Raw genomic sequence first — 11,395 nt, forward strand, 5'->3', positions numbered from 1 at the left:
GCCTGAAGCATCATGAAGGCTTTTTTCGATATTTTAAGCTTCGGCCCCGATGGCTGGGGCTATGTTCTCGTGATGGCGTCTCTGGTAACGGTCTCGCTGGCCGTCGTCGGCTTTCTGCTTGGCGCAACGATTGGTGTTTTTGCTGCATGGGCAAAGATTTCCGGCGGACGCACACTGCGCGGCATTGCTGATGGCTATACCACCATCATTCGCGGCATCCCCGATCTTCTGGTGATCTACCTGTTCTATTTTGGCGGCAGCGCCGCCATCACAGCGCTCGGCAAGTTCTTCGGCGCACAGGGTTTCATCGGTTTCCCCGCTTTTCTGGCTGGCGTTCTGGCAATTGGCATTTCCTGCGGCGCACATCATACGGAAGTGTTTCGTGGTGCGTTTCGAGCCGTCTCCAAGGGAGAGCTTGAAGCGGCATCTGCCTGCGGCATGGGCCAGGCACTGAAGTTTCGCCGCATTATCGCGCCGCTGGCCCTGCGGCATGCGCTGCCCGGACTTGGCAATGTCTGGCAGGTTGCCTTGAAGGAATCTGCGCTGATATCCGTCGTTGGTGTGGTCGATATTCTGCGTCAGGCACAGATTGGCGCAGGCTCTACGGGCTTGCCCTTCAACTTCTTCCTGATCGCTGGCGCTCTCTATCTGCTGATTTCCTCCGTTTCCGGCGGCATACTGCAAGCTGCTGAACGTCACTTCTCGCGCGGCGTCAGGAGGGCAAAATGAACCTTCAATTCTATACAGAATCCTTTCTGGCAATGATGGCCGGCGTGCCGCTGACGCTTCAGCTTGCGGCCATCTCCATCGTGTGCGGCGCAATTCTTGCACTGCTCTTTGCCATGATGCGTCTGTCGGGAATAAGCGTCCTCGACAGGATTGCCCGGCTCTACGTCTTCGTGTTCCGCGGCACCCCGCTTCTGGTGCAGATCTTCATCATCTATTATGGCCTCAGCCAGTTTTCGACGATCCGCTATTCGTTCCTTTGGCCCGTTCTCCGTGAACCATATTGGTGCGCGATCATCGCGCTGACGCTGAACAATGCAGCCTATGCCAGCGAGATCATTCGCGGCGGCCTCTTGTCGGTGCCGCACGGCCAGATCGAGGCGGCAAAAGCCTGTGGTATGTCGCGTTTTACCTGCTTCCGCAGAGTAGTGATGCCGCTTGCCATCCGTCAGGCGCTGCCCGGCTACGGCAATGAAATGATCTCGATGATCAAGGCGACCTCGCTTGCCTCCATCATCACGCTCATGGAAGTCACCGGTATTGCAGCCAAGCTCATTGCCGAAAGCTACCGCGTGATTGAGGTGTTCGTGATTGCGGGCGCCATCTATCTGGCTATCAATTTCGTTCTGACACGCTTGCTCCTGATCGCCGAATACAGGCTCACGCCCTATTTGCGCCAGCCAGCCGTCAGCATCTCCACCGAAGGAAAAACATCGTGAGTAAAGCCATCTCTCCTAACGCACCGGTGGCGCTAAAAGTCGAAAACCTGCGTAAAAGCTTTGGCGCGAATGAAGTGCTGAAGGGCATTTCGCTTGAAGCGCGCGAAGGTGAAGTCATTTCTATCCTCGGCTCTTCGGGGTCGGGAAAATCCACTTTGCTGCGCTGCATCAACCTTCTGGAAATTCCAACATCCGGCACCGTGACCGTTTCCGGTGAGACTATCCGGATGGCCAAGAATTCCAAGGGCGAAGCCTATCCCGCCGACAAGAAGCAGGTCTCCCGGATCCGCTCTGAACTGGGCATGGTTTTTCAAGGCTTCAATCTGTGGTCGCACAAGACCATTCTTGAAAACATCATCGAAGCGCCGATCTATGTTCAAGGTCGGCAGCGCGCGGAATGCATTGCAGAAGCCGAAGCGCTACTCGCCAAGGTTGGCATCGCCGACAAGCGCGACTTCTACCCGTCGCATCTCTCCGGCGGTCAGCAACAGCGCGCCGCCATTGCACGCGCGCTGGCGATGAAGCCAAAGGTCATGCTGTTTGACGAACCGACCTCCGCGCTTGATCCCGAACTCGTCGGCGAAGTGCTGCGTGTTATGCGCGGCTTGGCCGAAGAAGGCCGCACCATGCTTGTCGTCACCCACGAAATGGGCTTTGCACGCGACGTGTCGAACCGGGTCGTCTTCGTCCATCAAGGGCTCGTTGAAGAAGACGGTGCGCCCGAAGATGTGTTCACAAACTCCAAATCAGAGCGTTTTCGCAAGTTTATCAGCCACGAAAACGCTGGCTGATTATTTCAAACGTCACTGATTTATGCCAAAAGACCGCTCAGCACTTAACTACAGTAAGGTAATTAAGATGAAGACCAAGGGATTGTTCAAAGCCCTTCTCGTTTCGGCCCTCGTTGTCACCGCTGCTTCGGCCCATGCCGAAGAGAAGAAGTGGACCAAGATCACCATCGCAACTGAAGGCGCTTTCCGTCCGTATAATTTCACCAAGCCAGACGGCACGCTGGACGGCTATGAAATCGAACTGAGCAAAGACCTCTGCGCCCGCATGAAGGTTGAGTGCACCATGATTGCACAGCCTTTCGACGGCATCATCCCGGCCTTGAATGCAGGCAAGTTCGACGCAATCATGGCTGGCCTTACCGCTACGCCGAAGCGCGAAGAAACCATCGACTTTTCCGTCTCTTATGGCTTGACCCCGCAGACCTTCGCCACGCTGAAGGATAGCCCATTCGCCAAGCTGCCGCATACAGGCGAAACGCTCTATCTGGCCAAGGACGAAGCCGCTGCTCAGAAGGCCATTGACGACGTCAAGGCTGAAATCAAGGGCCGCACCATCGGTGTACAGACTGCCTCGCTCGGCCTGTCGCTGCTCGACAAGTATTTCAAGGATTCTGCCGATATCCGCGAATACAAGACCACCGATCAGCATGACCTCGACCTCAAGTCGGGCCGCGTTGATCTCGTCGTCGCTTCGCTGGCTTATCTCAGCGATGCCGCCAAGAAGCCAGGCAACGAAGATATCGTCATGACCGGTCCTTTCTTTAAGGGCGGCATTCTGGGTCGCGGCGTTGCTGTTGGTCTTCGCAAGAACGAACCTGAACTTCAGAAGATGTTCAATGAAGCCATTGAAGCCGCCAAGGCTGATGGCACCATCAAGCGCCTCTCCGAAAAGTGGTTCGGCTTCGACGTGACGCCGTAATCGGTTCCTCCGCAATATTATGAAAAGGCCGCCTCAAGGGCGGCCTTTTTTATGTCATGACGCCAATTGATCAGGCGCCGTATTTCGACTCCACCGGCCAGACCGACTGAAGCTTTTCACCACCCAGAATACGGTCACGAGCCGAAGCTTCATTTGCGCCCAGCTTGTCGGCCTGATCAGCGACTGCTGCAACCATGGCCTTGGGGATGACGACAACGCCATCGATATCCGCGAAGATGACGTCGCCCGGCATGATCTTCACGCCGGTGATTTCGATTGGAACTTGCGAGAGCTTCGGTTCCATCTTGCCGGATACCGAAACCGGAGACCGTGCACGACCGAAAAGCGGATAGCCGAGATGGCGAACCTGCGCGATATCACGCACCGTTCCGTTGACGATCGTAGCCGCAGCGCCCCGCGTTTTCGCGCCTGTGCTCATCAGCTCTCCCGAGCAGGAACCCTGCGCGCAAGATGCATCGACGACAACAATGCCACCCTTCGGCGCGTTGTCGATGGCGTTGTGATAGACATCCTGCGGCTGATTGCGACGTTCGCTTGGCGCAAACTGCACCGTGACTGCTGGACCGCAGACCACTTCGCCCGGCTTCAATTCACCCTGTAACGATATACCGTCCAGATAACCCCAGCCGCCGAGTTGTTCCAGGCTGTCATGGACATCGCCGGAATACCATTTCGAAAGACGTTCGATCGACGCCCAGTCAGTATCGGAATAATCGAAATTGCTCATTTGGTTTTGACCTTGTTCTTAAGATTTGAATTGTCCAGCGCCACCTTGAGATAGCGCGAACTTTCATCGATCTGTCTGCGAATGGATTGCCGGGCGGTCTCGGGTTCTCTGGCCTTGATGAGGTTATAAATTTCCTCATGCTCGGCAAACCCGTCCTCCAGCGACTTGTTCGGCACGCGGCTCGTGACCCGGATGACGTCGATGATAATCGAGAAAAGATTGTCATAGACGACATTGAGGATCTCGTTGCCCACGGAATGCACGAGCCCGAGATGAAAAGCGGCGTCACTGTCGGTAAAACGGGCCATGTCATTGGCGTCAGCCGCAGCCCGCATACTGGCAAGCGCCTCGTCCACTTCCGGCGTCATCACCAAGTCCTCCGAACTCAGTCGCGTCACGACTTCAGTCTCGATGATCCGGCGCACATCCATCAGCTGGACGAGATAGTCGGAATTATTGGCAAAGAGCTGTTTGACAGTCGTTGCAAGCGAACCGAGAAATTCTCCGACATCGTCACGCACAACAAGCGCTCTTTCACCGTGCTTGCGGCGAACAAGACCCTTTGTTTCGAGAATTTGAAGCGCTTCACGAACAGATCGCGTGCTTACATTGAATTCACGCGCCATTGCGGCTTCGGCAGGCAGACGATCGCCAATCTTGAGTTTGCCGGAAAGAATTTGTGCTTCCAGCGCCTCAACGACGGAGACGTGCAGCTTGTCACGATCAGGTAACGCGCGCCTCGTCAGATATCGATTGTCTGCCTGTTCTGTCACCATGCCGTAAAGCCTCCATCGACGACGACATTCGAGCCTGTCATATATGACGAGGCATCGGATGCCAGAAACTGTATCACGCCATTATATTCATCGATCTCTGCTTGTCGGTTCATCGGCACGCGTTCGAGAAACGCATCCACAAATTCCTTGTCGAAGTTTGCGGTTTTCACGCCACCGAATGAAATCAGGTTCACCCGGACATTCTTGGTTCCCCAATAGGTGCCAAGATAACGGGTCAAGTTGACAAGGCCGGATTTGGAAGCCGCATAGGAGACGGCCTTGATGAAAGGCTCGCCATCTCGTGCCTCGCGATACGCGTAGAGCGCCTGATTGGGCGACACGATGCCGTAGATCGAACCGACATTGATGATGCTGCCGCGTCTGGCATCAGCCATCTTCGAGCCGATGACCTGACAGCACAGCATCACACCCGTCAGATTGGTCTCGATGATCTCGTTCCAGTATTTCTGCGGGTAGATTTCAAATGGACTGTTCTGGTCTGCCGAACCCGAGGGCTTTGAATCGATGCCTGCATTATTGACCAGAATATGCGGCACGCCCCAATCGGCGATGAGCTGTTCGGTTGCCTGCTCAAGGCTGGCCTTGTCCGTAACGCTCGCGACATAAACGCGAATGTTCTTCGTCAAGCCCGGAAACTTCGCTTCAAGATCGGCAGCGTCGATTGCCCGGCGACTGAAGATCGCGACCTTGGCGCCAGATTCCGCGAGCGATTTGCTGAACTGCGTTCCAAGCTGCCCCAACCCGCCGGTCACAATGGCAATCTTGTCTCTTACACTGAACTTGTCTGTCATCATTTCGTTCCTGCACCTTAGAACTCGTTTCGATCTGATCGGACCAGATCGGCGCTCAAAATGTTTGTTTTAACGCGCATCTTTTCCGAAAGCCGTTTCACACTTTTCGGGATGCGCTCTCATCTACTGGTTTCGGGATCGTCCAAGTTCTCAAGAGCAAGGTTCCGTTCCATCAGTATCAAGACCAACGCCGTGGCGGGTCGAGGTTCTCACCGCCCGCCACGACAGCTTCGTCACGACCGAGGCAAATCACCGGCCAGCAGCTTCTGCGGGTCCAGACGAGCGCCGTGGTATTTTTCGTAAATGTCGATCAACTTGCCATTGTCGAGATTGGTCTTGATCCAGGCGTCAATCCATTCCTTGAGCTTTGGCTCGTTCTTGCGAAGCGCAATGCCGAGCGGATAAGCCTTGGCGACAAATTTCTCTTCGAGGTCGAGCTTGGGATTGGCCTTGATCAACTCGGTCAGAAGCGGGCGGGACGTTGCATAGATTGCAATCTGGCCGCTGGTGACTGCCGCGCTCGATGTTGGGTCATCTTCAAACCGCACGATCTGGACGCCGGAAACATCCGCCGTCTTTTCCGTCAGATTGGTATCGTTGACCGTACCGCGTGTGACGGCGACCGACGCATTTGCCAGATCCGCATAGGACTTCACGTTTGCTTCTTTGGGAGCTGCAACGACGATTGCGGTTTCTGCATAAGGAATGCTGAAATCCACCACCTCAAGCCGCTCCTTTGTTATCGATAGCGTCGACACGGCCAGATCAGCCTTGCCCGAAACCAGGAAGGGAATACGTCCCGAGGTTGGAACCGTCAGGAACTCAATATCCACGCCCATGTCTTTGGCGAGCAACTGCGCCGTTTCGACTTCGGAGCCTGTTGGCTGGAACTTCGCATCGCGCATCGCATAAGGCGGGTTGCCCAGATCAATAGCGACTTGCAGCTTGCCACGCTGGCGGATCGTATCCAGCTGATCGGCAAAGGACGGCTGCGCCATCATGGCAGCCATGCCGATGCCAAGACCCATCATCGCCAGAAATTTTCTCTTGTTCAGAATAGTCATATTTCCTCCTCCTGTTGTTGATGGTGTCGCTCCTCATCGACACCACATGCTTTGATTGGATGGTTAATGATGCGCGCCAACAAAGCTGCGCAATTCAGGTGTTTGCGGGCTGGTCAGAATTGCTGGCCCACCTTGCTCGCAAATCAGGCCCTGATGCATGAAGACAACCTTGTCCGCCACGCGCTTGGCAAAATCCATTTCGTGGGTGACGAGCAGCATTGTCATGCCATTTCTGGCAAGATCCTCGATGACCTTTAGCACTTCGCCGGTCAGTTCCGGATCGAGCGCCGAGGTAACCTCGTCGAACAGCATGACCTTCGGCTTCATGGCCAGTGATCGGGCAATAGCCACGCGCTGCTGTTGCCCGCCGGACAATTGTTCGGGATAGGAATCGATCTTTTCCGCCAGTCCAACCTGCCGCAGAACCGTCTCGGCTATTTCCCGCGCGGCTGGTCTTGTCAGTTTCTTGACCCAGCGCAGCGCCAGAGTGATGTTTTGTTCAACCGTCAGATGGGGAAACAGATTGTAACTCTGGAAGACAATGCCCACATCCTGTCGGAGCGCGCGCAGATTGATATGGGGATCACTGACACGGTGATCACAAACCCAGATATCTCCGCTATTGACGGTTTCGAGCCGGTCGACACAGCGAAGCGCTGTGCTTTTACCGGAACCACTTCGGCCGATCAGAGCAACAACCTGCCCCTTCTCAATTTCGAGATTGATACCTCTGAGCACCGGCAGCGAGCCATAGCTTTTATGAACGTCAACAAACTTAACGACGGCTGACACTGTACATCCTCTCGAATTTCCGGCTGGCCGCTGAGAGCGGGAAGCAAATGCAAAAGTAGAAGAATGCGATCACGAGATAGGTCGTGAAGGGCTGGAACGTCGAAGCGTTGATTTCCTTACCGATATAGGTCATCTCGGCCATGCCGATGATCGATGCGAGCGATGTGTTCTTAACGATCTGGACCATGAAGCCGACTGTTGGCGGCGTCGCGATGCGAATGGCCTGGGGCATGATGACGAGGAACAGCCCCTGCAATCCAGTCAGGGCCAGACAATCGGATGCTTCCCACTGCGTGCGCGGCACGGATTGCAGACTGCCGCGCCAGATAGCGCCAAGGAAGGCGCTGGCGAAGATCGTCATCGCAACGCTAGCCGCAAAAAGCGACGAAACTTCAATACCGAAGACCGGCAAACCGAAGTAAACGATGAACATCAGGATCAGAACCGGTGTGCCCTGCACCAGAACAATATAACCATCGACCAGAGCAACCAGAGCCTTGTTCTTTGCTATTCCAGCCAGCGCCACGGCAAAGCCAAGCAGGCCGCCGAATATGAAGGCAATGATGGAGAGCAAAACTGTCCAGACCAAGCCTTGAAGCAGAACTTCGATGTGAATCCAGGAGAAATTCGTAAACATCCCGACCTCCTAAAGATTGGTGCCAAGACGGCGTTTGCGTGGAAACAACGCCAACCCCAGAAGCTTGAACAGCCCCCGCATCAATAGGGAAAGGACGAGATAGATGACCAGAATGACGAGATAGACTTCGAAAGAACGAAAGGTCATCGACTGGATTCTGGACGCAGCTCCGGTCAGCTCTTCAGCCGATATCTGCGATGCCACACTTGTTGCCAGCATCAACAGCACATACTGACTGACGAGAGCGGGATAGACCTTCTCAAGTGCTGGCGGCAGCATAATCCCTGCAAGCATTTGCAGCCGGGACAGCCCCAACGTGTCAGCAGCTTCCAGCTGGCCGGGGTGAATGGCCTGCAAGCCTGCACGAATGATCTCGCTGGAATAGGCGCCGACATTGATGGTCAGGCCGATTAGCGCCGAGGTCTGGGCGGAAAATTTGACGCCCATGGAGGACAGTCCGAAATAGACCAAAAACAGCTGCACGAGCAGAGGTGTATTGCGGATCGCCTCAACATAGATCGCCACGAGAATGCGCAGGAACTTGTATTTGCTGATGCTGGCAACCGCACAGATCGTACCCAGCACGAAGCCCAGCGCCGTGACGATCAGGGACATCTGGATCGTCGCCAGAGTGCCTTTTAGCAGCAGCGGCCAGTATTGAGCCAAGAAGCTGAAACTGAACTCGTAACTCATAGAGACTTCACCAGTTCGGGCGAAGAACCCTGCAAGGCACAAGTCCGTTCCTGATCAACGCCCAACCACAGACAGGCGGATGCTCCGCCTGAAACACAGCCGCACGCAATCACGCAATCGAAGATTGCCGTGTACAATCCAGTCACAAATATTTCCTCCCAAGCTCGATGTGCTCCACCCTGGTAAGGGTCTCCTCGAAGCGACATCTGCTCAATTTCAATCAAGCTAATTCCAACTTATGACATATGTCAAGATCGTGGATGGATTTCTTTGCTATGGGGATGAAACTTGCATTTTCACCCGAAGCTTGTTCCGCTTTTGGTCGAGAAAACGCCGTGTGCGCCATAGGCAGGCGGTACAAAAGCGAACCAACCGGGTAATAACCGGTTGGCTTACTTTGCTAACAACTTATTGAAATAATTTAGTAAAGGCGTATCCGCCATCAATCACAACGGCTACGGAGGAAAAAGAACTATCGCCCGTTTACCGGTCATACCCGTTCAGGCGAGCGCCGCACTCAAATCATGGGAGAGATCATTGATTTCCCGCAGGTCCAGCTCGGATTCCACATGTTCAAGGTGGTGCGCCATCAGATCGGCGGCCTTTGTGACGTCGCCATGCAGAATCGCTTCCACAATCTCCGCGTGTTCATCAGGCCCACAGTTGAAGCGGTTGGTATTGCGGTAGACAGCCGTGATGAGAGAGGTGCGCGAAATGAGATCGCGCATCGTCGTAAACAGAAAATCAGACCCCGTCAGTTCGGCCAGCAGCAGATGAAAGCCACCTGACAGCTTGATGATATCGGTCGTGACGTTGTTCTTGTTGGCGACACGTTCTTTCGCAACATGTTCGCGCAAAATCTTGATCTTGTCCTTTGACGGAGAACGCCCAAGGCGCTCGACCACGCATCGTTCCACGGTGCGGCGAACGAAGAACACGTCCCGCGCTTCTTCCACCGTAGGCTTGCAGACAAAAGCGCCGCGATTGGGAATAATCGTGACCAGCCCTTCCCGCTCAAGCGCGGCAAGCGCTTGACGGATACGCGCACGGCTGACGTGAAAAATCGTCGCCATCTGCTCTTCTTTAAGCTGCACCCCCGGACGCAGACGGCGCTCGGCAATGGATAGCCATACTTTTTCAACAATCTGCTGCGTCGAGACACCTGTCTGATCAGTCATGGTCTTGCTCCCGTTCCGATTCAGGAAGCGTGATGCGACCGAAAAAGTCAACTATTGCAACCGCAAAGCGCCTACAAAATTGTCAACAATACATCGTGATGCTTCTATTTCAGGCACATATTCCGCAGATGGCGTCCTTATTGCCCGTCTTCACGCGCGGATAGTCATAGGTGTTCACCTTCGAAGTCGCGTAGCCCGCTCCGACCAGAGCTTCGGCAAGCTTCACCGCCGCCGCGACACCGTCGATCACCGGAACGCCCGTTGCATCCCGCAACCGATCGCACAAGGACGTCATGCCCGCGCAGCCGAGAATGATCGCTTCTGCCCGATCTTCGCGCTTGGCGAGTTCGATCTCGCTGATCAAAAGCCGTTCCGCTTCCGCAGGATCTTCTTCCAGTCCCAGAACCGGCAAATTGATCGCACGCACTTTCCTGCAATGACGATCTGCGCCGTAATCACTAACCAAATCTTCGATGATCGGAACCGACCGCGGCAAGGTCGTGATGATTGAAAAACGCCGGCTGATCGTCATGGCCACCTGTACCGCCGCCTGACAAATGCCCAGTACCGGACCCTTCGCGATCTCTCGCGCCGCATGCAGGCCGGGATCGTCAAAGCAGGCGATCACATAGGCGTTCACGCCTTGCGCTTCACCTTTTCGGATTTCCGCAAGCATGCCCGGCACCGCCAGTGCTTCATCGGCTCCGCCTTCAATGCTGACAGGCGTGTCGGCAGGATTTGAAGCTGAGACCTTGGTGCTGCTGTGTTTGACGAGCAGAGCACTATCAAGAGCTTGCGCTGTCATAGACGCTGTTGAGTTAGGATTGATCAGATGAATGTGCATGATAAAAATTCTCGAAGAACCGTCGTTCTGGCCTAGTTTTCCGGCTTCACGAAATCGGCGATGGGCGGTGCCTTCAAAACGAACTGGCGATCTGAAGTGATGTAATTGTCGGCGTGAAGCCGGGCAATCGGTTGATAGAATTCGGGATCGACGTAATGGCCGTCGGCATCCAGACAATTGCGACGGACGTGCATATGCACCACCTCTCCCAGGATAAGCGCGCGACGCGGATAATCGATCACACGTTCGACACGGCACTCGAAGGTGCAAGGTGCCTGTTCAGCAAAAGAGACATCGATTTTCTGGCAGGGTTTCGCTGACAACCCCGCCATCTCAAGCTCATCGACCTCACTGTCAAAACCCAATCCGCAAATCAGCATCTGTTCCGACAATGCCATGTCGACCATGCTGATTGCGAACTCGCCGGTGCGACGGATATTCGCCAGCGTGTCCTTTTCCTCACCGGAAAGACGCGGTTGAATGCCCAGAACGACAATGGCCGGGTCGTGCGAAAACACGTTGAAGAAGCTCATCGGCGCGGCATTGCTGTGGCCAGCCGGTGAGCGAGTTGTCACAAGTGCAATCGGTCGCGGGCCGATGAAATTCGTCAGAAGCCTGTAACGGCTTTGAGGGTCCAGCTCTTCAAAATCGAATTCCATCACGTCCCCGAAACCTGATTTATTATCTACAATAATA

General features: G+C 54.8%; 14 protein-coding genes. 4 read left to right on the forward strand and 10 right to left on the reverse strand.

Annotation, left to right across the window (positions count from 1 at the left end; all coding sequences use genetic code 11):
- The first annotated feature begins 12 nt into the window (after positions 1-12).
- From FHW00_RS12350 to FHW00_RS12365, 4 genes are all read left to right on the forward strand, one after another.
- Complete coding sequence (locus tag FHW00_RS12350; RefSeq protein WP_078337156.1) at positions 13-729, forward strand: ABC transporter permease; 717 nt, start codon at positions 13-15, stop codon at positions 727-729.
- Positions 726-1,445: an ABC transporter permease gene (locus FHW00_RS12355; RefSeq protein ID WP_078337157.1), complete on the forward strand. Its 720-nt coding sequence runs from the start codon at positions 726-728 to the stop codon at positions 1,443-1,445. Before FHW00_RS12350 ends, FHW00_RS12355 begins: the two co-directional genes overlap by 4 nt.
- On the forward strand, positions 1,442-2,236 hold the full coding sequence (locus FHW00_RS12360) for an ATP-binding cassette domain-containing protein (RefSeq protein ID WP_078337158.1): 795 nt from the start codon (positions 1,442-1,444) through the stop codon (positions 2,234-2,236). Before FHW00_RS12355 ends, FHW00_RS12360 begins: the two co-directional genes overlap by 4 nt.
- Before the next feature lie 67 nt (positions 2,237-2,303).
- The gene (locus tag FHW00_RS12365) at positions 2,304-3,155 is read left to right on the forward strand and encodes a transporter substrate-binding domain-containing protein (protein WP_078337159.1); all 852 of its coding nucleotides are present in this window, start codon (positions 2,304-2,306) and stop codon (positions 3,153-3,155) included.
- Between the two features lie 70 nt (positions 3,156-3,225).
- On the opposite strand, the gene FHW00_RS12370 is transcribed toward FHW00_RS12365, so the two are convergent.
- The 10 genes from FHW00_RS12370 to FHW00_RS12415 form a co-directional block, all read right to left on the reverse strand.
- A complete protein-coding gene (locus FHW00_RS12370; RefSeq protein ID WP_078337160.1) occupies positions 3,226-3,903 on the reverse strand; it encodes an RraA family protein in 678 nt (225 codons plus the stop codon).
- The gene (locus tag FHW00_RS12375) at positions 3,900-4,679 is read right to left on the reverse strand and encodes a FadR/GntR family transcriptional regulator (RefSeq protein WP_078337161.1); all 780 of its coding nucleotides are present in this window, start codon (positions 4,677-4,679) and stop codon (positions 3,900-3,902) included. Before FHW00_RS12375 ends, FHW00_RS12370 begins: the two co-directional genes overlap by 4 nt.
- A complete protein-coding gene (locus tag FHW00_RS12380; RefSeq protein WP_113534230.1) occupies positions 4,673-5,494 on the reverse strand; it encodes an SDR family oxidoreductase in 822 nt (273 codons plus the stop codon). The genes FHW00_RS12375 and FHW00_RS12380 overlap by 7 nt, the downstream gene beginning before the upstream one ends.
- A 230-nt stretch (positions 5,495-5,724) precedes the next feature.
- Positions 5,725-6,555: a transporter substrate-binding domain-containing protein gene (locus FHW00_RS12385; protein ID WP_078337162.1), complete on the reverse strand. Its 831-nt coding sequence runs from the start codon at positions 6,553-6,555 to the stop codon at positions 5,725-5,727.
- Positions 6,556-6,618: 63 nt separating this feature from the next.
- A complete protein-coding gene (locus FHW00_RS12390; RefSeq protein WP_078337163.1) occupies positions 6,619-7,347 on the reverse strand; it encodes an amino acid ABC transporter ATP-binding protein in 729 nt (242 codons plus the stop codon).
- The gene (locus FHW00_RS12395; protein WP_078337164.1) at positions 7,331-7,984 is read right to left on the reverse strand and encodes an amino acid ABC transporter permease; all 654 of its coding nucleotides are present in this window, start codon (positions 7,982-7,984) and stop codon (positions 7,331-7,333) included. The genes FHW00_RS12390 and FHW00_RS12395 overlap by 17 nt, the downstream gene beginning before the upstream one ends.
- A 9-nt stretch (positions 7,985-7,993) precedes the next feature.
- Positions 7,994-8,677 carry an amino acid ABC transporter permease gene (locus FHW00_RS12400; RefSeq protein WP_078337165.1) on the reverse strand — a complete coding sequence of 228 codons (684 nt, stop codon included), beginning with the start codon at positions 8,675-8,677 and terminating at the stop codon, positions 7,994-7,996.
- Between the two features lie 500 nt (positions 8,678-9,177).
- Positions 9,178-9,855: a GntR family transcriptional regulator gene (locus FHW00_RS12405; protein ID WP_078337166.1), complete on the reverse strand. Its 678-nt coding sequence runs from the start codon at positions 9,853-9,855 to the stop codon at positions 9,178-9,180.
- Between the two features lie 109 nt (positions 9,856-9,964).
- Positions 9,965-10,699, reverse strand: coding sequence for an aspartate/glutamate racemase family protein (locus tag FHW00_RS12410; protein WP_078337167.1), 735 nt, complete (start codon positions 10,697-10,699; stop codon positions 9,965-9,967).
- Positions 10,700-10,731: 32 nt separating this feature from the next.
- A complete protein-coding gene (locus tag FHW00_RS12415) occupies positions 10,732-11,358 on the reverse strand; it encodes a flavin reductase family protein (protein WP_078337476.1) in 627 nt (208 codons plus the stop codon).
- Positions 11,359-11,395 lie beyond the last annotated feature (37 nt).

Source organism: Ochrobactrum sp. P6BSIII (assembly GCF_014138065.1).
Lineage (GTDB): Bacteria > Pseudomonadota > Alphaproteobacteria > Rhizobiales > Rhizobiaceae > Brucella.

Excerpts from the sequence above, each read along its gene's own strand:
- FHW00_RS12350 (WP_078337156.1), top strand. The coding sequence starts at position 13 with ATGAAGGCTTTTTTCGATATTTTAAGCTTCGGCCCCGATGGCTGGGGC.
- FHW00_RS12355 (WP_078337157.1), top strand. The coding sequence starts at position 726 with ATGAACCTTCAATTCTATACAGAATCCTTTCTGGCAATGATGGCCGGC.
- FHW00_RS12365 (WP_078337159.1), top strand. The coding sequence starts at position 2,304 with ATGAAGACCAAGGGATTGTTCAAAGCCCTTCTCGTTTCGGCCCTCGTT.
- FHW00_RS12370 (WP_078337160.1), bottom strand. The coding sequence starts at position 3,903 with ATGAGCAATTTCGATTATTCCGATACTGACTGGGCGTCGATCGAACGT.
- FHW00_RS12375 (WP_078337161.1), bottom strand. The coding sequence starts at position 4,679 with ATGGTGACAGAACAGGCAGACAATCGATATCTGACGAGGCGCGCGTTA.
- FHW00_RS12380 (WP_113534230.1), bottom strand. The coding sequence starts at position 5,494 with ATGATGACAGACAAGTTCAGTGTAAGAGACAAGATTGCCATTGTGACC.
- FHW00_RS12385 (WP_078337162.1), bottom strand. The coding sequence starts at position 6,555 with ATGACTATTCTGAACAAGAGAAAATTTCTGGCGATGATGGGTCTTGGC.
- FHW00_RS12395 (WP_078337164.1), bottom strand. The coding sequence starts at position 7,984 with ATGTTTACGAATTTCTCCTGGATTCACATCGAAGTTCTGCTTCAAGGC.
- FHW00_RS12400 (WP_078337165.1), bottom strand. The coding sequence starts at position 8,677 with ATGAGTTACGAGTTCAGTTTCAGCTTCTTGGCTCAATACTGGCCGCTG.
- FHW00_RS12405 (WP_078337166.1), bottom strand. The coding sequence starts at position 9,855 with ATGACTGATCAGACAGGTGTCTCGACGCAGCAGATTGTTGAAAAAGTA.
- FHW00_RS12410 (WP_078337167.1), bottom strand. The coding sequence starts at position 10,699 with ATGCACATTCATCTGATCAATCCTAACTCAACAGCGTCTATGACAGCG.
- FHW00_RS12415 (WP_078337476.1), bottom strand. The coding sequence starts at position 11,358 with ATGGAATTCGATTTTGAAGAGCTGGACCCTCAAAGCCGTTACAGGCTT.